This is a genomic window from Anaerocolumna sp. AGMB13020 (assembly GCF_033100115.1).
Lineage (GTDB): Bacteria > Bacillota > Clostridia > Lachnospirales > Lachnospiraceae > Anaerocolumna.
Genome location: NZ_CP136910.1, coordinates 5,475,146 through 5,497,617, shown reverse-complemented (window position 1 = coordinate 5,497,617; position 22,472 = coordinate 5,475,146). Strand labels below are relative to the sequence as shown.

Sequence of the window (22,472 nt, the reverse complement as noted above, 5' to 3'; positions counted from 1 at the left end):
CAGATTGCTGTTAGATATACTGATAAATGCTGCTATTGTATGATTTTATTTATCTTTTCCGAAAAACTTTTTTTTACCTTTTTCTTTTTCCTTATCACCTTCGTGGGACTCCGTCTCGCTCTTGCCTTCCATTGCTTCCTCAAATTTCTGGAGCAGTTCTTTCTGATCAGCTGTGAGTTTTGTAGGTACCTGAACTACCAGCGTTACATAGTGATCACCTCTGACCTGTTTGTTACGAAGTGTAGGTATTCCCTTTCCTCTGAGCCTTACTTTGGTATCGGTCTGCGTACCAGGTTTTACAGTATAGAGTACATCACCGTCTACTGTGCTGATCTTAACATCACCACCAAGGGCAGCTTTTGCATAAGAGATAGGAGCAGTTGAGAAAATATCGTATTCCTGTCTCTGGAATATAGGGTGACGTGTCACAGTAACTTCAACCAGCAGATCTCCTCTTTCGCCACCATTAACTCCTGGTTCTCCCTTATCCCTGATACGGATGCTTTGCCCATTATCAATACCTGCCGGAATGGATACCTGGATTTTCTTCTTTCTGTTCACATAACCGCTGCCATAACAAACGGTACATTTATCTTTTATTACCTTACCCGTTCCATTACAATCAGGACAGCTCTGAACATTTCTAACCATACCGAATAAGGATTGCTGGGTATATACTACCTGGCCTTTTCCACCGCACTTTTTGCAGGTCTCTGTTCCGGTACCCGGTTTTGCACCAGAGCCGCTACAAGTAGTACACTCTTCTTTTAAGTTAATATCTAATTCTTTATCAACGCCAGTTACTGCTTCTTCAAAGGTTATTCTTACACCGGCACGGACATTAGGTCCCTTCATGGGGCCATTACTGGCTCTTCTGGTTCTTCCGCCGCCAAACAGATCTCCGAAAATATCTCCAAAGATATCCCCCATATCCATGTTGGTAAAATCAAATCCACCAGCGCCACCGGCTCCGCCGTCAAAAGCAGAGTGACCGAACTGGTCGTATTGCCTTCTCTTATCTCCATCACTTAATACTGCATACGCCTCTGAAGCTTCTTTAAATTTTACTTCTGCTTCCTTATCCCCCGGATTCGCATCGGGATGATACTTCTTGGCAAGCTGTCTGTATGCTTTCTTTATTTCATCCTCTGTTGCAGTCTTGGATACTCCAAGGACCTCATAATAATCACGTTTATCTGCCATGCTCTAATCCATCCTCCTAAATAAAACAACCTCTATTCTCTATATTGAGAAATAGGCAGTCCTTCGACTGCCTATTGTAATACTTTTGCATTTTCTCCGATTCGACAAGTCAAATCATATTTTAATGAATTATGATACAATCGTCAAGCAAAAACTTTAAGGACGTTTTGTAACTAACAATTAAATTTAAACTTCTCTGTAGTCACCGTCTACTACATCATCTCCGTAAGAAGCATCTGCACCGCCCTGTGCGCCTGACATATCAGGTGCAGGACCGCCCTGTGACTGCTCATAAAGCTTAGCAAATAAAGCCTGAGCACTTTCCATTAATTTCTCTTTCGCAGCTTTGATATCTTCTACTTCGCCGTCGGACATAACTTCCGGATTGGATTTCTGAAGTAAATCTTTTAAGTGATTTAAGTCAGCCTCAACCTTTGTCTTATCATCAGGATTAATCTTATCACCAACTTCAGTTAAAGCCTTTTCCGTCTGGAATATCATAGAATCTGCATCATTTCTAACTTCTACTGCTTCTTTACGTTTCTTATCCTGTGCTTCATATTCAGCAGCTTCTTTTACTGCCTTGTCGATATCTGCATCAGAAAGGTTAGAACCTCCGGTAATTGTGATATGCTGTTCTCTTCCTGTTCCTAAATCTTTAGCTGATACATTTAAGATACCATTGGCATCAATATCAAAGGTAACTTCGATCTGAGGAACACCTCTTCTTGCTGGTGGAATTCCATCCAGACGGAATTGTCCAAGGCTCTTGTTGTCTTTGGCAAACTGTCTTTCACCCTGTACAACGTTAATATCAACTGCGCTCTGATTATCTGCGGCTGTTGAGAATACCTGACTCTTCTTAGTAGGAATAGTTGTATTTCTTTCAATTAATCTGGTAGCCACACCACCCATAGTCTCAATGCTTAAGGACAGTGGAGTAACATCAAGAAGAAGGATATCTCCTGCACCGGCATCACCTGCTAATTTACCACCCTGAATGGAAGCACCAATAGCAACACATTCATCGGGATTTAAGGTCTTGGAAGCTTCCTGGCCAGTTAACTGTCTAACTTTATCCTGTACAGCAGGTATACGTGTAGAACCACCTACTAATAGTACTTTCTTAAGGTCAGAAGCTGTAAGTCCGGCGTCTCTTAATGCGTTCTGAACAGGTACTGTTGTTCTCTCCACCAGGTCATGTGTAAGCTCATCAAATTTAGCTCTTGTCAAGTTCATATCGAAGTGCTTGGGACCTTCTGCTGTTGCAGTGATGAAAGGAAGATTTATGTTTGTTGTAGTCGCAGAAGATAACTCTTTCTTAGCCTTCTCAGCTGCTTCTTTTAATCTCTGAAGTGCCATTTTATCAAGACTTAAGTCAACACCTTCTGTCTTTTTAAATTCTTCGATCATATATCTGGTAATCTTATCGTCAAAGTCATCACCACCTAGACGGTTATCACCGGAAGTAGCTAATACTTCAATAACACCATCTCCAATTTCAATGATGGAAACGTCGAAGGTACCACCACCTAAATCGTAAACCATGATTTTCTGCTCATGTTCGTTGTCAAGGCCATATGCCAAAGCAGCAGCTGTAGGCTCGTTGATAATTCTCTTAACATCAAGTCCTGCAATCTTACCCGCATCTTTCGTTGCCTGTCTTTGAGCATCGTTAAAGTAAGCAGGAACCGTAATAACAGCTTCTGTTACTTTCTCACCCAGGTAGCTTTCAGCATCCGCTTTTAATTTCTGAAGTACCATTGCGGAAATTTCCTGAGGAGTATATTTTTTATCGTCGATTGTAACTTTATAATCAGTTCCCATATGTCTCTTAATGGAAGAGATTGTCTTATCGGAATTTGTTACTGCCTGACGTTTAGCGGCTTCACCTGCTAATCTTTCTCCTGTCTTTGTAAAAGCTACTACGGAGGGAGTTGTTCTTGCTCCTTCGGTATTTGCAATAACTACGGGCTTTCCGCCTTCCATTACTGCTACACATGAGTTTGTGGTACCTAAATCGATTCCAATTATTTTACCCATGATAAATTTCCTCCTTCTATTATAAGTGTTTTATTTTTCTTGATATATTACTATTTATGAAAGTGAACCATATAAGCTCACTAGCTGCCTCTGTATTAGTTTACTACTTTAACCATACTGTGACGAATTACAACATCCCTGTAAATATAACCTTTTTGGAATTCTTCAGCAACAAGGTTCTCGCCCTGTTCCGGATCTTCCGCATGCATCACTGCATTATGGAAATTGGGGTCAAAGGGTTTACCAACTGCCTCTATGGGCTTTAAGCCTGCATCTGAAAGAGCTGTGAACATCTGCTTATAAATCTTCTCAAAACCTTGTGCAAAAGCACTTTCTCTCTCTTCTTCCGAAATGGCACCTAAACCGCGTTCAAAGTTATCGATGACAGGAAGTATTTTCTCAATGATATCTCTTGCTCCAATTTCAAACATCTGAGATTTTTCTTTCTCGGAACGTTTTCTGAAATTATCGAACTCAGCCATATTACGAATCAGCCTGTCGTTTAATTCATCAATCTTTAAATCTTTCTTATCTTTTTTCTCTTTTTTGTCTTTTCGAAAGAAGGATTTTCCGGATTTCTGTCCGTCTTTTCCATCTTCTTCTGTATCTTCTGCGTCGGACTCCTCAACTGTTTCTGCAGTGTCTGTATCTTCTGCTGCCACATCAGATTCCTGTTCTTTTTTTTCTAAGGTATCTTCTGAAACATCAGGATTGATATCCTGGTCTTTTAAGGTTTCATCCATAGAATTTGTTTTATCTTCCACTTATACAAACCGCCTTTCCTTCTGTTAGGTTTTAAGACTATGCTAAGTCTTCTTCTTAAATATATCATCTAATTGCGCCATAAGGGTATGCAATATATTTACTACTCTCTCATAATCCATACGCTTGGGTCCTATGATACCAATCTTGCCATATACACCTTCTTCTATCTGATAGGTAGCAGTAACAACCGAACAGTCCTTCATGGACTTTACTGGTGTCTCACTGCCTATATAGACCTGTATTCCTCCTGATTCCGGTGCTTCCAGTTTATTGATGATGATATCGGATAGCTGTTCCTTCTCTTCCAGGGTGTCTATTAACTCCATCACTTTATCAACATCACTTAATTCCGGGTATTTCAATATATTGGTGGCACCGCTTGTGAAGATTTCCACATCATCTTCTTCACTGATTGCTTCTGCTACGGCATCCAATATATGGCTGACAAGCATATTGTAGTTCCCTGCCTGTTCCTTCATCTTTTGTATAAGGGACATGTTGATCTCTGTAAGATCTAATCCCTGAAGGAAAGTGTTAAATACAATATTAAGCTTTAATATGATTTCTTTATTCAGGCATTCGGTTACTTCAATGATTTTATTCTTAACTACATTACCCTCCACGAGTATAACAGCAAGGATATGTGTTGCATCTACTTCCGTCAGCTGAATAAATTTTACCTTCTTGCTTCGGTATTGCGGCTTCGTCACCAGAGTAGTATAGTTGGTATTGTCCGCCAAAAGCCTCGCCACTTGTTTCAGCAACTGGTCAAGTTTACCCGCTTTCTCAAGAATCAATTCCTTCATTTCTTCCACTTCATGGGTTTTATCTTCTAATAAGGTATCCACATATAAGCGGTATCCTTTATCCGAAGGTATTCTGCCGGCCGAGGTGTGGGGTTGAATGATATATCCCAACTCCTCCAAATCTGCCATTTCATTTCTAATAGTGGCAGAGCTGAGATTCAGGTCGGTGTATTTCGATATGGTTCTTGACCCTACCGGCTCACCGGTTTCCAGATAATTTCGGATAATAGCCTGTAATATCTTCAATTTTCTTTCATCCAGTTCCATCGAATCCCTCCTACTCTTCGATTGTTAGCACTCACTTCAATAGAGTGCTAATATCTTTATACATAAAATAGCACTTAAGCTTTACTTTGTCAAGTGCTATTTTCAAAAAAATCCAATATTTTATGCATAATTCTTACTTCAACCTGTATGGTGTTCACCAAGGTAGTTTTCTCTTTATCAATCAGAAAAATACTTCCCTAAAGTAAAAATCTTGCCATAACTGTGTTACTTAAATCAATGCCTTTAGCAGTCAGAAAAAGCTGCCCGTTTTCTTCCGAAAGAAGTCCTTCTCTTACAGACTGTTCAATGGGTATGCGATAAACACTTTCAATGTTTGACCCAAATAGCTCCTGAAATTCCTTTGTGCTGATTCCTCTCATCAGCCTTAAGCCAAGGAACATAAACTCTTCCATCTGCTGTTTCCTGTCAAGCAGTTCAGTATCTATTGACAGGCTGTCCGTACTTCCTGCCTGCTGTAGATACTTTTTAAGATCCTCTTCCTTATGAAATCTTTTATTTTCAATTAACGAAGCAGCCCCCAACCCCACTCCCAGGTAATTCTTTCTGATCCAATAGGCTATATTGTGTCTGCATTCCCTGTTCTCAAACGCATAATTAGAAATCTCATAATGTCCATATCCTGCAGCCTTAAGCCGCTCTGCGGTACTCCAGTACATCGCCCTGTCCAGCTCATCATCAAAGGAAACTTCCGAATATTTTTCATAAAAAGGGGTCCCTTCTTCTATTATAAGACTATAAGCAGATATATGCTCTGGTCTTAAGCTTATAACCTTCTCTAATACTTCCATCCAGTCCTGTAAGGACTGCCAGGGGAGTGCAGACATAAGGTCAATGTTAATATTCTGAAAGCCTGCCTCTCGGGCAGCCTTATAGGTATCTAAAAAGGTTTCATAGGTATGGATTCTTCCAAGAAGTTTTAAGTCCTTGTTATCAGCCGATTGAAGTCCCATGCTGATACGGTTTAAGCCTGCTGCCTTTAATCGAAGGAGCTTTTCTCTGCTCACCGTTCCCGGATTTACCTCTATGGTAGCTTCAATAAAATCCTCTTTTGGCAGTCCATTAACCGTTTTCTCATCGGAAAGAAAACGGTCTTCTATTTGAAAAACGTCCTTTACCGCTTCCATGATACGGACCAGCTCTCCATCCATTAAAGTAGAAGGTGTTCCCCCTCCTATAAAAATTGTGCTGATCCTGTAATCCTCCTTTAGATATCGGTAGCTGTTAATCTCCTTTATCAAAGCATCGACATAAGCAGCTTTCGTTCCCCTGTCAGCTGCTGCTGAGAGAAAATCACAGTAGTAGCATTTTCTTTCGCAGAAAGGTATGTGTATATATAAGCCTAACTCTTTTTTCTTTTCCACTTAACTGTAAGCCTCCGCGGTTTGTGTGCTTATTGAGCTCAATAAATATTCATTTTAACAATTTAGTCAAAAATTCTTCTGATTATGTGATCTAAGCTGGTTCTTAATAATCCTTTTTTGAGAGTAACTCGTACTCATATCTAACCATTCAAAAAAGAAAACCAAATAATATCACTATAACAGAAGAATTCACTTAATGAAATATTTTATTAATTACAACAATCTTACTAATCTTCATCCAGTTTCAATACACTCATAAAGGCTTTCTGCGGTATCTCTACATTACCCACCTGGCGCATACGTTTCTTGCCTTCCTTTTGCTTCTCTAACAGCTTTCTTTTACGTGATATATCGCCGCCGTAACATTTGGCAAGTACATCTTTTCTCATTGCTTTAACGGTTTCTCTGGCAATTACCTTGCTGCCGATAGCTGCCTGAATGGGAATTTCAAAGAGCTGTCTTGGAATCTCTTCCTTCAGCTTACCGCACATTTTTCTGCCGCGTTCATAAGCTGACTCTCCATGTACGATAAAGGAAAGAGCATCCACTTCTTCTTTGTTTATCAGAATATCCAGCTTCACAAGCTCAGACTGTACATATCCCTTCATTTCGTAATCAAAGGAGGCATAACCTTTTGATCTGGACTTTAAGGCATCAAAAAAATCATAGATAATTTCATTCAATGGAAGGTCATATTTCAGCAACGCTCTTGTAGTTTCCATGTACTCCATACCAAGGTATATACCTCTTCTCTCCTGGCATAAGTTCATTATCGCACCGACAAACTCCGTGGTAACCATGATTTCTGCGCTTACCATAGGTTCCTCCATCATCTCTATCTCCGAAGGGTCAGGTAAATTGGAGGGATTCGTTATTTCAAGAATCTGACCGTCTGTCTTATGAACCTTATACACAACGCCCGGAGCTGTTGTTACGATATCCAGATTATATTCCCTCTCTAATCGTTCCTGAATGATTTCAAGATGCAATAAACCTAAGAAACCGCATCGGAATCCAAATCCTAATGCTGCAGAGGTCTCCGGTTCAAATTGAAGGGCGGCATCATTTAATTGGAGTTTCTCAAGCGCATCTCTTAAATCTGGATACTTAGCACCATCTGCGGGATACATACCGCAATAAACCATGGAGTTTACCTTTTTATAACCTGGCAGTGCCTGCTTACAGGGATTTGTTGCATCGGTTACGGTATCACCTACTCTGGTATCACGTACATTCTTAAGGCTGGCTGTTACATAGCCTACCATACCTGCTGTCAGTTCTTCACAGGGTATAAATTGTCCGGCGCCAAAGGTTCCAAGTTCAACAACCTCAGCTGTTGCACCGGTTGCCATCATTTTTATAGTGGTATCCCTGGTTATCTTTCCTTCCATGACACGGCAGAAAATAATAACACCCTTATAGGAATCATATTTTGAATCAAAAATCAATGCTTGCAAAGGAGCTGTTACATCTCCTTTGGGAGGCGCTATTTTGGTTACGATCTGTTCTAATACTTCTTCAATGTTAAGTCCTATTTTTGCAGAAATCAGCGGCGCATCCTGTGCTTCCAGGCCGATTACATCCTCAATCTCAGCTTTCACCCTTTCAGGCTCCGCACTGGGTAAGTCTATTTTATTAATAACCGGCATAATGTCCAGGTTGTGGTCCAGCGCCAAATACACATTGGCAAGGGTCTGAGCTTCAATTCCCTGCGCTGCATCCACTACCAGAATCGCACCTTCACAGGCTGCAAGGCTTCTGGATACCTCATAGTTGAAATCCACATGTCCCGGCGTATCGATAAGGTTGAAGATATACTCTTCGCCGTTCTTTGCCTTGTATACGGTTCTGACGGCCTGAGCTTTTATGGTTATTCCTCTTTCCCTCTCAAGTTCCATGTTATCAAGTACCTGTGCCTGCATTTCCCTGCTGGTCAGCAGGCCTGTCTTTTCTATAATACGATCCGCAAGGGTTGATTTGCCGTGATCTATATGAGCAATGATGCAGAAATTGCGAATATTGCTTTGTTCAATCATTTATTAAGTTCCTCCTGCAAAAATGAGTTGATCCTTTTTCCTAATTTCGGTCAATATGGGTATTATAGCATATGAAAAGGTCAGTGACAAGCAGATTAGATTACCAGAGAGGGTAAGTGGACTTGAATATTGGGTCTTTGGTAACGGACGAGGCGCATGGCTTATAGGAAGCCATTTTCTTGTTCAGGGTACCAAATTCCACAAAAATGGCAGCAGCTGTCCCTTGCAGGATAAATTATACCAAACTCGCTGGAACGTCTTATGAGTGTAGGGCTGTGTGCTCAAACAGTGGTATAATTTTTCCTAGGGACAACTGCTGCCATTTAAGTGTAAGGTATCCTTCAATAGAAAATTCCTTCCTATAAGCCATGCTCCTCTGTTTTATCGGCATTAAGGTTACCCGATTACAAATGATATTATACATTTTCTGTCCGTACGACAGCAAAACAGAACACTACACTTGACTCTCTATTGTATTTTTATTTTCATAATTTCACTTTTATTAACTTACTCTTCACCTTGCAGTACCTGGTAAAGTACTTCTGCCAGATATTTCATGGAGTTCTTCTCTTCCTGTACAGTATTTTTGGCTGTACCTACTTCAGCCAGAATTGACTTTTCCTTAAGATGCAGGTTGAAGCGGTAGCCTTTTAGATAATTCTTATACATTAGCCCCGGAAACAGTTCTCTTCCCTTTAGCTGGAGCTGCAGGCTGAAGGCCAGATTTGCCTGTAGATTGGGATTATAAAGACTTGCGATGTCTTCTCCTTTGGAGTTGCGGCTGAGTCCGTTAAAGAGCATGATATTTGCTACCTTTTCACCGTTTAGTTCTACCACTCTTTTATTCCCTTCATCTCGATGGAGATCTATTACTACTTCCACAGTGGGATTTTTCTTTAAGAGCTTTGTGACACCGTCTTTTGCATAATTATAGGCAAGGTTACGGTCCAGATAACCTCCCATCATATCATACTTCGTTTTGTCATGAATTACATTGTAACCGTATTCTGTTTCTAAGATGTCTGCCAGTACTTCGCCGACGCCTACTACCGTATCTGTTACTTTTCCGCTCTCGCTGTCTGCAAAAGCTTCCTGGGAATGAGTATGGTATATCAGTATTTGCGGCTTGTCTTCTTTCGTTTTTAATGTCATATCCATTCCCAACATTGCTTTTGCATCAAATATTGAGTCCTTGACCGATGTGGTACCATCCACTATGTAAAAATTATTATATAAAAAATGTTTATTTTCCAGTTGTTCCAAAGTATAATGTTCTCCATTACCCAGGCTGATAGCCTGTTTATGACTATCATCTATGTGACTGGTGCCTTCATCTTCCAGATAAAACTCACCGTTTATTATATCTATGGGCAGCATGGTGCTGTTGATACCTTTGGAGTCTGCTGCCACTGCCTCTTCCGCTTCTTCTGTTATTTCAGCAACTGCACTCCCTGAGGTCTGTTGCGTGGTATGTATTCCTTGTTTAATGAGCTTTAAGTAATCGTCATATCTTAAAAGCGTATTGTCTTTGGCGGAATAGATCATAGGATTATTATTTATGTATTGATTGCTTTTTTCACTTTCTGTCTCATTGGAGTTTGCAACATATTCATTGATTGGGAAACTGTGTATCATTCCGCTTAAGGCATAACTGCTGTTACTGTTTTCACTGGTATCTCTGACATATTGAAATATGGAATTATGATTCTCCAGAACATAATTGCTTATAACGGTTATTACTTTTTCTTTCAGTGATATACTTGATTTCGCCAGACCGTTGTTACCAAGTACATTTATTCCTTTTATAAGTACTGTAAAACTTAATATAAGTATAATTGACCAGAGAGTCATAAAAAACATTCGTTCAGCCTTGTAGCGATATCTTCTCATTCCTTACTCCTCATTTCATTTACAGCATTGTATAATAACACCTTATTTATCTTATGCCGTAAGAGAGATTCTGATAACTTATCCATCCATATTTAAGAAATTTTTAAGACATGCCCTGTTTGTCGACCTTTTTATAAATGAAGTGCTCCTCTGTTGTTCTGATTTCAGGTTTACCTCGATCCTCCAACAAAAGAACACTTCTAAATAGAATCTTATACGAAACACTCATTCAAAGCTTCAGATATGGTATAACTCATTTGCTTTACAGCTTCATCTATATTTTTTGGTGTTACGAACATTGTTTTCATGCTCTGGCTACCAAGCTCACTGGTGAATTGATTGATTTCCTGTTCTTTAAAGCCTTGTCCTTGCATAAACCGTTCCATCGTATCCCTGACTATGGTTGCGGCATCTACTACTGTAGGAATACCGATGGCAATAACATCAACACCAAGACTTTCCTTATTCAGGGCTTTTCTGTTATTACCAACACCGGACCCGGGGCTGATTCCAGTATCTGTTATTTGTATGGTCTTATTTACACGATCTACACTTCTTGCCGCCAAAGCATCGATTACAACGATTAGTTTTGGCATGGTCTCTTTGATGATACCCTTTAATATTTCACTGGTTTCCATACCGGTCTGTGCCATTACGCCAGGTGCTATAGCACTGATATTTCCCATTTTATTCTTTGTAAGAAATTCACTTCCATATTCCTCTTTTAAATGTCTTGTAACGAATAAATTCTCAACAACTTGCGGTCCTAAAGCGTCAGGTGTTACATCTCTATTCCCAAGTCCTGCAACCAATATTTCCTTTCCGGCTACATTTCCGGCTAACTGACGGACATACTTTACAATCTCTTTTGAGATGGGTTCATGGTAGCTTTCATCAGAATCTCCCAGATTAGCCGCTTCAATGGTTATATAATTGCCAATGGGTTTTCCCATTGCTTTGGCACCTCTTTCTTCCTTAATAGTTACAGTGGTAACTTTTATGTCCCTTTTCTTATTGTACTCTTCTTTTAGTATCACACCTTGTATCTCTACATCGTCCTCGGGAAAAGTTTCACGGACTTCCAGTGCAAGGTCGGTTCTTGGCAGGCTTAATTTATCCATCGGATATGATTTCTCCTTCTATGTTTTAAACTTATTTTTTGCATTTTTTTTGGAATTATGTATTGACATAACATATGCTTTATAATACTATATAATAGTATGTTTACATTAGAACGTCCGTGTCCGGATTTAATGAAAACAAGTGATTGAAAAATTACTCAAAATTTAACATAGTTGTGGAGGTGTACGATTTGGCTAATATTAAATCTGCTAAAAAGCGTATTTTAGTTAATGAAACAAAAGCGTTAAGAAACAAAGCTATCAAGTCTAAAGTTAAGACTACTATAAAGAAAGTTGATGCTGCCGTGGCTGCCGGTGACAAAGACCTTGCTAAGACAAGCTTACTTGTTGCTATTTCTGAAATTAATAAAGCTACATCCAAAGGCGTTTATCATAAGAATACTGCTTCAAGAAAAGTTTCCCGTTTAAGCAAAGCTGTTAATACCCTTGCTTAAGAACCAAATTTGAATTAACCCATTCAGATTTACAATAGAAAGAAATAGAGCCGTTGCTTCTGGTAACGGCTCTATTTCTTTTGTTTATTTGTATGGTTATATAGTTTGCAAATAAATACATACTTTTATACCTGTGTTGTTTTATACTTTCAATAAATGGCTGGGGTTGGCGCTAACTGCTTTTATGGCCTTAGAGACTATCTTCACCAATTCCAGTTCGTAATCTGCATTGAGGCTTTCTGCTTTTGCATACAGCTCTCCTTCTTCAGAAACAACATATTTAGGAGTTGTATTATTCAGCGCACATGCAATAATATCATCACGGCATCTGTCACACTTACACCCTTCGAACTTATTCCATATTTCATCTAATTTTACAACTACTATTTTTTCCATCAGATTATGATATCTCATACATTCCCCTTTATACTTTATTATTCAATCTGACTTCAGTATAACATGCTTGTATTATAATACAAGCATGTTATGTAGAAAAAGAGAGAAAAAGGGTCCTATTTACTATAATTTTACCCTTTTTCTCTCTTTATTTTAATATCCTTTATTATTACGCATTAAGTTTGAATAAAGCTACTGCCTGATTAAGGCTGTCGGCCACTTTCGCCTGACTCTGAGCCATTTTTGCCATGTCATCAATGGATCTTGAGGTCGTATCCATACTGCTAAGGATTTCCTCCGAGCTCTGTGCAGTGCCTTCCATATTTGCTGCGATGCTTTGCACTACACTACTTATTTCTTCCGTAGAGGCATTGAGCTCTTCTGACATTGATGCCGTATCCTGTGATAAGCCATTTACATATATAGCATCTTTTTCATAGTTTATACCGGTCTGAATTAGAAGATCATAATCCACTCGTACTCTGTTATCAACAAATTCAAGGATTTCTCTGGAGTTGTCTGCCAGATCATTTACAGAGTTAATAACTTTCTCAACCAATTCTGCAATATCCTTAACATAACCGGTGGATTGTTCCGCAAGGCTTCTGATTTCATCTGCCACAACAGCAAATCCCCTGCCATGCTCACCTGCTCTGGCAGCTTCGATGGCTGCATTCAGTGAAAGTAAATTCGTCTGCTCGGCAATGGATGCAATTGAACTTGCGATTACAGAGATTTCTTCTACAACTTTGGCATTCACAATGGATTTTTGAATCTTCGCTTCCGCCTGATCGTATAGTTTATCAGCAAGTTCCTTGGATTTGATTCCGTTTTCTTTAATCTTAACTGCACGGTTCTTAATGGTGACTGACTGCATATTACCGTCTGACGAACTGGTTGCCAGCTGGGTAACCCCTGAATTAACCTGATCAATGGTAGCTGTTAATTCCTCAGTGGCTGTATTAACATCTACAATGCCATTAACAATGTTTTCAGTATTATTATTGATAATTGTAAAAGTAGCTGATACTTCTTCTATTGCAGCTGATAACTGCTGGCTGGAAGCTGCGACCTCCATGGTTCTGTCCATAATATTGGACATGGTGTTTCTCATTCTGTCCTGTGCTTTCCCTAAAGAGTTGATTAATTTACCCAGCTCATCATTGCTTACAGAACTAATCTCCGTTGTCAGGTCCCCATTTTCCAAAGCCTGCGCAAAGGTAAGTCCCAGCTTAAGGTACTTCGTTATGTATGTGGAAAGAACAAATCCAAGCAAAGCGGCAAGTACAATACCTAAAACAGAAATCACCAGTGTTATGATAGTAAGTACAGCAACATATGCTTTATTTTCAGCATTTTTGCTCTCTGCTATGTCCTGATTGCTTTTTACGAATTGATTAAGCTGATCCTGCATTGTAACACGGCTCACTTCATTCTCTTCCATAAGTCCTTTTGCCATTGCTGTATTGCCTTGTGAGATGTATTTGATAATTTGGTTTCTGGATTCTCTGTAGTTCTCCAATTCCTCTTTATAAGTATCCCAGAGTTTTTTATTATCCTCCTTTAATAAATTCTTTTCATAAGACTCCATTAACTGATCATTATCAGCCTTTAACTGTTCAATAACAGGAAGTATCTCATTTGATGTCTGCATACTCTGCGCATACAAGGCATTCAACAGATTTGATTTGATTTCTAAGTTATTTTCTTTGATTTGATGAAGTACATCAATGCTCTTTAAATTATAGCTGTACATCTGGGACCCGTTTTCAGCAATCTTACGAACGCTTCCGGAGGCCATAAAACCTAATAAAATTATAAAAAACAAAAAAATCGAAAAACTTGCAACCAATTTCACACGAATTGATAGATTCTTTAACAGCCTCATTCGCAAAATGTATATATAGAAAGCGGCATCCTATATATACTCCTCCTATGCACATTATTTATTAACTGCCGCAGTAGTTAATTTATTTATATCACTTTAAATAGTATTAATAAAATATTAATAAATCAAAATTTCTATGTCAAGAACTATAATGTCATATTTAAGTGTATTCTGTCCTATTCTTGTAGCAAAATGTCCAAAAAAGTTATAAAAAACATCAAAAGTGTAAAAACTAACTTTGAATGATAATAATTAATCATTAATTTTATAAAATTGTATTGCATTCAATCATATAATGTGGCATAATAGAACTATGATAAATAATAATAATATTCATTATCAAACTAAGATCAAAAACAATATAAATAAAAAAAAGGAGTGTAACCTTTATGTTTAAACAAATTGAATTATCCTATGACTTTAAAGACCTTGAACCTCATATCGACGAATTGACAATGCATACGCATTATAGCAAACATCATGCAACTTACACCAATAATTTAAATGCGGCCTTAGAAAAAGCTCCAGAATTGTCCGGTAAGACCATCGAAGAGATATTCACTTCCTTAGACAGCCTAACAGATGAAGCACAAAAAAATGCTATCCGTAATAACGGAGGTGGTTTCTATAATCACAATCTCTACTTCGATACCATGTCTCCGAAAGGCGGCGGTCATCCAGAAGGCAAACTGGCTGAACAGATTACAAAAGACTTCGGCAGCTTTGATGTATTAAAAGAAAAACTTACTGCTGCTGCCACTACCCGTTTCGGTTCCGGCTGGGCTTGGCTTTCCGCTAACAAAGCAGGTGATCTCAAGGTCACTTCTTCTCCTAATCAGGATAATCCTATAATGGAGACGAAGGGTGAATGGACCCCCATTCTTGGTATTGATGTTTGGGAACATGCATATTATCTGAAATATAAAAATTTGCGTGTAGACTATGTAAAAGCTTTCTTCGATGTAACTGACTGGAATAAAGTTGCTGCGAATTACAAAGAAGTAACCGCATAAGATAACAAAGGCGTTATTTAACTACTTTAACCAACAAAAGCTTGTAAAAGCTTAAAGCATTCTTATCTAATCCGTTAAATGATTGAAAAAAATCATTTAACGGATTTTTGCTTCATAATCCCATGGCATAATTCTCATTTTGTGCTATTTTATCCTTTGTGTTCATAGGGTCTCCTTCTAAAATTCACTTGTTCCAGATATCAAAAAATCTTCCTTGAAAATAATAGTCGATAAAAATATAGTATTAACATAAGCGATTTTCATTTACAAATGATGTAATTAATGCTAAACTACTATTAGTTTGCTGTAATTCCTTCCATCCGGATATGGAAAGGGAATGTTAAGCCAATGAAAAAAATCATACTATCAGTTCTATTGTGTATTTCTTTATTTTTTCTGCCAGTTATGCCGCTTCAGGCAAATGCCTTCAGCTCAGTCCCATTTGTTTTATTAACTCAATATGAAATGACCCTTAACGTGGGGAATGAATTTCAAATCTTTGCCATTACTCATGATGGAAGTATGCCAACCTTTAAAAGCAGTGATTCAAAAATAGCTTCTGTCAATACCTATGGTGAAATAACTGCCAAAAGTGCCGGCACTGCTAAGATAACAGCTAAAATCAACAAAGCAGAAGCATCTTGCAAGATTATAGTCCGTAAAACAACTATTGATATCCTTGCATCAAAGAACACTATTGAGGCAAGTGAATCCCTTGCATTATCTGCAAAAACCTCTACCGGTAACACTGTAACCTGGAAGTGTACTCCCAAAAGTGTGGCTGTTATTGATGAAAATGGTACCGTAACCGGTATAAAACCAGGAAAGGCCGTCATCACAGCCACTGTTGACAAAACCAGTTCTTCCTTCTCTCTTACAGTAAAATCACCTAAAGTTACTCTTAACCGAACCAGTCTATCGTTGTATCGGAACCAGACCTTCTGCCTTACGGCAGATATATCCTCTAAGCTTACACCAACCTGGAAATCAAATAAGAAAAGCGTCGTAACCGTAGATGAAAACGGTAATATAACTGCTCTTAAACATGGTGTTGCAGTCGTTACTGCTACTGTTAGCGGAATCAGCAAAAGCTGTACTGTAACTGTAAAGCAGCCGGAAATAACTCTGGATGCTTATGAAATCACAATAAAAAAAGGTAACTGTAATAAAATAAATGCCAAAGTAACCTCCGGCAATCTACCGGTCTGGACCACCAGTAACCCCAATATTGCTACCGTTGACGCAAAAGGAAATGTTACTGGAATACAAAAAGGCCGTGCTTACATATATGCCGCAGAAGACGGCATTAAAATGCGCTGCACGGTCTATGTAGCTGAATAACAGTTGTATAATCCTTAAGATGAAAGAATTACAGCAAACAGATATATATCTGTAATTAATCTCTTAAACGAAGGGAATTCATCTGCTCCAACAGCTCAACGAACTTTTCTTCGGTTCCCCCTGCATCGGGATGATATTCTTTTGCAAGCTCACGAAATCTTTTCTTGATAGTTCCGGCATCCGCATCAATTGGAAGTCCCATCTTCATCAGTATATCCGGATCATAGAGACTATTATCCAACATTCCCGTCTCCTGGAATTTTTTATAGAAAACTGCATAATAGAACTGACCGATTACATTTTTAAGTCCGTCTCTATCTAAGTTAATTAAGTCTATCATATTATATCTAACACTTTTACAGTTGTCCTGGAGGCAGAAAAACTCATCCCAGACCAGCTTTTTAGGGGTACATTTACAGGTTTCCCAACCTTTGTAAACTCCATTGGACTCAAATTGCTGGAATCTTAATTTCATTTCCATTTTTTTAAGATTTCTTATTTTCCTTTTAATATCCCCTTCGCTATAATAACTATCCGGCAAATCTTCTTCCTTCTTTCTAAGTCAATTGCTTGATTATTTCTTCGTACTGTTTATTTCCACTTTTCATTCCAGTAAATACATACTGTTACGGGTACTATCTCTCTTCGAATACTTTAACTTCATATGCCTGCAGCAGAGTCTTTCCAGCTGCTGCAACACCAGATTTAAGCTCTCTCATAGGTTTTTTCAGCATAATTTCAGTCTCTTTATGAGCATAGTTCAATACGAAATAAAATGTGCGTCCATCTTTTTTCCGAACACATAATTCACAATCTTCCGAAAGCTCCAGAATATCTTTGTAGGGTGCAAGTGTTTTGGTATAGGATAAAATAGCTTTTACATTATCTCTGCTAAAAGTAGCTCCAAAATATAAAGTTCGTCCTTTACCAAAGGGACGTTCTACAAAAGCAGCTTTTCCGTCGTAGTAATTACCGGAATATGTTCCAAGCAGTTTGGTATTTTCATCCGTGAGGGTCAAAATATCATTAAATACAGGTGCTTCTATTCTGGTACCAAGAAAATCTATGTACATGTCCTCATCATTTGGACCAACAAAAGTAAAATCTTCTACCTGCGCACCAACCAGCTCCGCGGCAAGACCAGGCATTCTGGTCATGGGGCATTTACCGGTTTCATCTTTTTGTCCTGTACGGCAGCCAAATATCAAAGTACCTCCCTGCTCCACATATGTTTGCAATAATGCCATCTTCTTATCTGACAAGATGAGGGGATGGGGATAAAATAATACTGGATATTTCAGCAAGTCCTCCGACTCACTGTCCTCCTGAAGATAAATATAATCCATCGGGGTATGATTTAACTGGGATGCAATAAAGATTTCTATATTACTGCTTCTGTCAAGCCGTTGATGCCAGTGATCAAGACGTGCATCAAAAGTATTGCTGTAATCTTTAATAACACCGATTTTTGCTTCATAGGCTGCTCCTGTCACGTCTGCAAGCTTTCCGACCCAGTCACTAACTTGTTTTATCTCTGCCAGCTTTCTATTGTCGCAATTATCATAATCCAGAATACCATGCCAGTAAATCTCTGTCCCCATAGTACAGGTTCTCCATCTGAAATAACTTACGTAATCAGCTCCATGCGCTATACTTTGAAGAGTCCAAAGGGTCAATTGCCCTGGTTTTGGAGCCGGAGCTTCCATTCTGGTATTCCAGCCATTTGCTCCTGACTGCTGCTCCATAATACCAAAATGAGGGCAGACTGAGCGTACTTCCGTTAGATTATTACTCCATTTGCGATCATTTAATTTTCTATCATTTTTAGGATCTTCCTCTAAACAGTAAGCAAAATTCGGGTAGGAATCATAAGTATAGACGTCCAGGCATTCTTTCTCAAGACGATGGTTATCCAGGTTTCCGAACATACCATTCGTGGTAATGAAGACTCCAGGTTTTATATACTTTCTTAATATATCACTTTGCATTTTGCAGAAATCAATCGCACTTTCTGAAATAAAACGGATATAATCCAAAACTTCATGAGGATTAGTAGAATCACTTGCGGTGTGTCTGGGTACATAGATCTCATCCCATTTTGTATAAGTCTGATTCCAGAATACCGTTCCCCAGGCATCGTTCAGTTCTGTGAGGCTTCCATATTTCGCCTTTAGAAACAGGCGAAAAGCAATTGTGTCACTGTCCGAGTAGAACTCATCCACTTCACAATTAAGCTCATTATCAATCTGCCACCCAACAATAGATGGATGTTTCCCATAATGAGCTGCCAGCTTTTCAACTATCCTGGTACAGAGCTCCCGGTATTTTGGGGAATTATAATTATAATGTCTTCTTTGACCGTGTTGTATTACTACTCCATCCCTGGTTCGATTCAGAACCTCCGGATACTTATTGGTGAGCCAGGCAGGCGGTGTTGCCGTTGGAGTCCCTAAGATTACTTTCATTCCGGTCTGTTCTGCGACCTTAAAAAAACTGTCAAAGAAATCAAAGGTAAAACAGTCTTCCGTCGGTTCAAATTTACTCCAGGCAAATTCACCAATCCGAATGGTATGTATACCAACCTCAAGCATACGACTCAGGTCTTCCTGCCAAAGCCTGCTATCCCAGTGTTCCGGATAATAGCACACTCCCAGCTCTAATTTATCCCAATAAAAATTCTGTTTGCTATTCATAATCTTCTCCTGATGTTGTGTTATTTATTTTTTTAGATATTTCTTAGCTTGGATTTATGCGTTTCCAAAAATACTTAAAAAAATTCCATTGAATTGCGTTTAGTTATATAACTATAATTCTAGCCCATTATATAACAATATTCAACTACCACTTAATATAAGATTTATAAACACGCTTGCTTAATATAATATTTATGAGTCCAGGAGAATAGCGCTGTAGTATTTCTAACAGCACTATTTTCAATTGTTAAATTTAGTAATCTCCCTATCTGAATAGCAAACTTAATAAGTGAGATTTATTAATTTTTTTTAAACACAATATTCCATCCTCGTAACTGATAATATTTTTTAAATGTAATAATCATAAATTCACCTCCATGGCAAGCTCAAGCAAGTTTCTTCTTTTTTAGCCGTTTTACAATATCAAACTGAGACAGATATTCTACGTATAAAGTTAGTATACAACGATTGATTGCTTTCATTCAGGTTATTAAAGACAATGTTAACTTCTCCATAACCTTTACTTTTCACAATATGAAGGTATTGCTCTATATTGCTTTTTTGATATTGCTTTTTTGATATTGCTTTTTTGATATTCCTCATTTAACCACTTCATAGGCGGCTTCAATGTCAGGCTCCCCTTGCCTGGTCAGTGTTGTAAGCATCAGCAGGGGAATAACACCATATTTTTTCAGCTATCGGCTAAGATACTGTCTCCTTCTTGAACAGCATATATATTCATAGGTTAATCCCGAACCATTTTTTATCAGTATATGACTAAATCAATGAAATATTTAATATATTTCAAATACACCGTAACTTGTATAATACACGGAATAAAATGCTCTTCAAAAATCTCGTTCGATTAAGTAATAGCTCGTTCAAGAAAGAATCATGTTAATATATCATTTGTTATAGCATATAATAGATCAAGGAAACTATTGATCAGGTAGATTATGAATATAAGCATAGGCATGAAAGCTCCCGATTTCACTGCAACATCAACACATGGTACACTAAAGCTCTCTGATTACACTGGACATTGGGTTGTACTTTTCTCCCACCCCGGCGACTTTACACCAGTTTGTACGACTGAATTTTTAGCATTCGCTCAAATGAATAACCAATTTGAAGAGTTGAACACTAAACTAATTGGATTAAGTATCGACAGTAATCCCTCACATCTTGCCTGGGTTAATCAGATCTATTTGTTAACCGGTGTTCAGATTCCTTTTCCAATAATCGCAGACCGAATGGCTGAAGTAGCAGCTCTCTATGGAATGATTGCACCGGATGCCAGCAAACAAGAAACTGTCCGTAATGTATACTTTATTGACCCCGATCAGACGATTCGTGCTATTCTTATTTACCCTCTGACAAATGGGAGAAATATATATGAAATCTTGAGACTCCTCACTGCACTGCAAACAACAGACAGCTGTAAGGTAGTAACCCCTGCTAACTGGGAGCCTGATAAACCTGTAATGGTCCCTCCGCCTCGCAGCTATGATGAATTAGTGGAGCGAATAAATAATCCTCAAAAATCAGATTTGAATTGTATTGACTGGTTCTGGTGTTATAAAGATATAAACCAGTGAAACGCAAAAACAGCTACCCTTACTGTTGGTAGCTGTTTTATTTTGTTTCTTTTTAGTTGGGTGCACTCCCGTTAGTTTTTCATCACAGCTGAGTGATAACTTTCAGCTTAACTCTGTATGTAAAAACAAAGGCACCGAAATTTCACATTCCGATGCCTTGGATTTTTCCTCTATGAAATGCCCAGACAAAATATGATACGCTGCATTAATCTAATTTGCATGTTCCATCAGAGCAATACTCATCGGAGGATGATCCAGTTTTATTCTCTTTGGTCTTAGCATTGTCATAATCTTCTTTCCATACCTTTTGCAGTATTTCTAAAAAAGTTTCGCTAGATTGTGCTCCAGTAATGGTATATTTGTCATTTACAATGAAAAAGGGAACACCCTGAATACCTATTTTTGATCCATCTGCCCTATCTCTTGCGATATTTTCGCTATACCAATCTCCTACTAAAGCGTCTAAAGCCTCTTTCTCGTTAAGTCCTATTTCACCTGCCAGTCCAGCAAGCGTGGCATGATCGCCAATATCCAGCGAATCTACCAGGTATGCCTTCATAAGGCGTTCCATCATTTCTTTCATTTTGCCTTTTTCTTCTGCATAATATGAAAGGCGGAGCGCATCGTAGGAATTGGTGGGGATTAATGTATCAAAATGATAATCCAGTCCAATTTCTTTCGCTTGCTGTGCAAGCTGATTATTCAGTTGCTTTGCTTTTTCATATGGCATACCATGCTTGGTAGATAAAACCTGATGAATATCCATGCCGGTATTCTTTTTCGCATAAGGGTCTAACTGAAAACTACGGAATACGATTTTGACATCTTCCTTATGCTCAAACTGCTCCAATGCTATTTCCAGGCGGCGTTTACCGATATAACAAAACGGACACGCAATGTCAGACCAAATTTCTATTTTCATATTCATAAAACTCCTTTCTTAGCTCTTACCACCAACTGTTTATTCTTTTAGAGTCGGTTGTAAAACCTTGTGCACCTGTTACAAATACTTTTATAAATAAAATCCTTCTTCTAAACTTCGTTCAAATATTTTTAATAAACTCTTGTAGTTTTGTAAGATTTTCTCCTTGAAGCTCTCCTGTTTCTTTCCCTGTCTGCCCTTTATCAAGAAGTCCTAAAACATTGTTTAGCTTAAAGCCCATAGCCGCCACTTCTTCTTTCGCCCCGCTGGCATCTGAAAACGCGCCAAGCACAACCAAGCTAAGCTCTGATATTGCATCTTTATTTTGTTTCAAGTAAGTTCTGACCGCTGGCGCAAGGGCAGGCCCCCAATTAGGTGTGAATACAAGAATTTTATTATATCTTTTTGGGTCATACTTGGTAGCGGAAAGAGTTGTATCTCCTTTGGTGAGCGCACGTTGAAAACGTCTAGCACCCCCCACTATCCCAGACCATTTTGAGTGGTCTTTTAATTCTTCTACATCTGCGCTTAAGAGCTGTGCTGCCTTTTGCGCAAGTAGTTTGACATTACCTGTCCTTGAATAGAAAACAATAAGTGTTTTACTCATCTAAAAATCTCCTTAATAAAAATTCTATGAGCTATTATAGACTTCC

General features: G+C 38.5%; 18 protein-coding genes. 4 read left to right on the top strand and 14 right to left on the bottom strand.

What is annotated here, in order from left to right; all coding sequences use genetic code 11:
* Positions 1-45: 45 nt before the first annotated feature.
* From dnaJ to gpr, 8 genes are all read right to left on the bottom strand, one after another.
* On the bottom strand, positions 46-1,203 hold the full coding sequence (gene dnaJ, locus R2R35_RS23170; RefSeq protein ID WP_317732216.1) for a molecular chaperone DnaJ: 1,158 nt from the start codon (positions 1,201-1,203) through the stop codon (positions 46-48).
* Positions 1,204-1,389: 186 nt separating this feature from the next.
* Positions 1,390-3,246 carry a molecular chaperone DnaK gene (dnaK, locus tag R2R35_RS23165; RefSeq protein ID WP_033166620.1) on the bottom strand — a complete coding sequence of 619 codons (1,857 nt, stop codon included), beginning with the start codon at positions 3,244-3,246 and terminating at the stop codon, positions 1,390-1,392.
* 95 nt (positions 3,247-3,341) lie between these two features.
* On the bottom strand, positions 3,342-3,989 hold the full coding sequence (gene grpE, locus R2R35_RS23160; RefSeq protein WP_317734849.1) for a nucleotide exchange factor GrpE: 648 nt from the start codon (positions 3,987-3,989) through the stop codon (positions 3,342-3,344).
* A gap of 63 nt (positions 3,990-4,052) precedes the next feature.
* Positions 4,053-5,084 carry a heat-inducible transcriptional repressor HrcA gene (hrcA, locus tag R2R35_RS23155; RefSeq protein ID WP_317732215.1) on the bottom strand — a complete coding sequence of 344 codons (1,032 nt, stop codon included), beginning with the start codon at positions 5,082-5,084 and terminating at the stop codon, positions 4,053-4,055.
* Between the two features lie 197 nt (positions 5,085-5,281).
* Positions 5,282-6,466 (bottom strand): radical SAM family heme chaperone HemW, encoded by a 1,185-nt coding sequence (gene hemW, locus R2R35_RS23150; RefSeq protein WP_317732214.1) that lies wholly within the window; start codon positions 6,464-6,466, stop codon positions 5,282-5,284.
* 227 nt (positions 6,467-6,693) lie between these two features.
* On the bottom strand, positions 6,694-8,502 hold the full coding sequence (lepA, locus tag R2R35_RS23145) for a translation elongation factor 4 (protein ID WP_033166623.1): 1,809 nt from the start codon (positions 8,500-8,502) through the stop codon (positions 6,694-6,696).
* A gap of 507 nt (positions 8,503-9,009) precedes the next feature.
* On the bottom strand, positions 9,010-10,392 hold the full coding sequence (locus tag R2R35_RS23140) for a stage II sporulation protein P (RefSeq protein ID WP_317732213.1): 1,383 nt from the start codon (positions 10,390-10,392) through the stop codon (positions 9,010-9,012).
* 212 nt (positions 10,393-10,604) lie between these two features.
* Positions 10,605-11,513, bottom strand: coding sequence for a GPR endopeptidase (gpr, locus tag R2R35_RS23135; RefSeq protein WP_317732212.1), 909 nt, complete (start codon positions 11,511-11,513; stop codon positions 10,605-10,607).
* Between the two features lie 191 nt (positions 11,514-11,704).
* On the opposite strand from gpr, the gene rpsT reads away from it, so the two are divergent.
* Positions 11,705-11,968 (top strand): 30S ribosomal protein S20, encoded by a 264-nt coding sequence (gene rpsT / locus R2R35_RS23130; protein WP_317732211.1) that lies wholly within the window; start codon positions 11,705-11,707, stop codon positions 11,966-11,968.
* A 141-nt stretch (positions 11,969-12,109) separates the two neighbouring features.
* On the opposite strand, the gene R2R35_RS23125 is transcribed toward rpsT, so the two are convergent.
* A complete protein-coding gene (locus tag R2R35_RS23125; RefSeq protein ID WP_317732210.1) occupies positions 12,110-12,382 on the bottom strand; it encodes a late competence development ComFB family protein in 273 nt (90 codons plus the stop codon).
* Positions 12,383-12,533: 151 nt separating this feature from the next.
* On the bottom strand, positions 12,534-14,252 hold the full coding sequence (locus R2R35_RS23120) for a methyl-accepting chemotaxis protein (protein WP_317732209.1): 1,719 nt from the start codon (positions 14,250-14,252) through the stop codon (positions 12,534-12,536).
* Positions 14,253-14,641: 389 nt separating this feature from the next.
* Here R2R35_RS23120 and R2R35_RS23115 point away from each other — a divergent pair, with 389 nt between their 5' ends.
* Positions 14,642-15,265 (top strand): superoxide dismutase, encoded by a 624-nt coding sequence (locus R2R35_RS23115; protein WP_317732208.1) that lies wholly within the window; start codon positions 14,642-14,644, stop codon positions 15,263-15,265.
* A 348-nt stretch (positions 15,266-15,613) separates the two neighbouring features.
* Positions 15,614-16,606, top strand: a complete 993-nt coding sequence (locus R2R35_RS23110) for an Ig-like domain-containing protein (protein WP_317732207.1) — start codon at positions 15,614-15,616, stop codon at positions 16,604-16,606.
* Between the two features lie 55 nt (positions 16,607-16,661).
* On the opposite strand, the gene R2R35_RS23105 is transcribed toward R2R35_RS23110, so the two are convergent.
* Both R2R35_RS23105 and R2R35_RS23100 read right to left on the bottom strand, forming a co-directional pair.
* A complete protein-coding gene (locus R2R35_RS23105) occupies positions 16,662-17,147 on the bottom strand; it encodes a J domain-containing protein (protein WP_317732206.1) in 486 nt (161 codons plus the stop codon).
* A gap of 94 nt (positions 17,148-17,241) precedes the next feature.
* A complete protein-coding gene (locus tag R2R35_RS23100; protein ID WP_317732205.1) occupies positions 17,242-19,299 on the bottom strand; it encodes a beta-galactosidase in 2,058 nt (685 codons plus the stop codon).
* Positions 19,300-20,255: 956 nt separating this feature from the next.
* On the opposite strand from R2R35_RS23100, the gene R2R35_RS23095 reads away from it, so the two are divergent.
* Entirely contained in the window at positions 20,256-20,897 is a 642-nt protein-coding gene (locus tag R2R35_RS23095) for a peroxiredoxin (RefSeq protein ID WP_317732204.1), read from the top strand.
* Positions 20,898-21,102: 205 nt separating this feature from the next.
* Here R2R35_RS23095 and R2R35_RS23090 read toward each other — a convergent pair whose 3' ends face one another.
* Positions 21,103-21,819 carry a DsbA family oxidoreductase gene (locus R2R35_RS23090; protein WP_317732203.1) on the bottom strand — a complete coding sequence of 239 codons (717 nt, stop codon included), beginning with the start codon at positions 21,817-21,819 and terminating at the stop codon, positions 21,103-21,105.
* A gap of 121 nt (positions 21,820-21,940) precedes the next feature.
* Positions 21,941-22,426 (bottom strand): flavodoxin family protein, encoded by a 486-nt coding sequence (locus tag R2R35_RS23085; RefSeq protein WP_317732202.1) that lies wholly within the window; start codon positions 22,424-22,426, stop codon positions 21,941-21,943.
* Between the last annotated feature and the right edge of the window lie 46 nt (positions 22,427-22,472).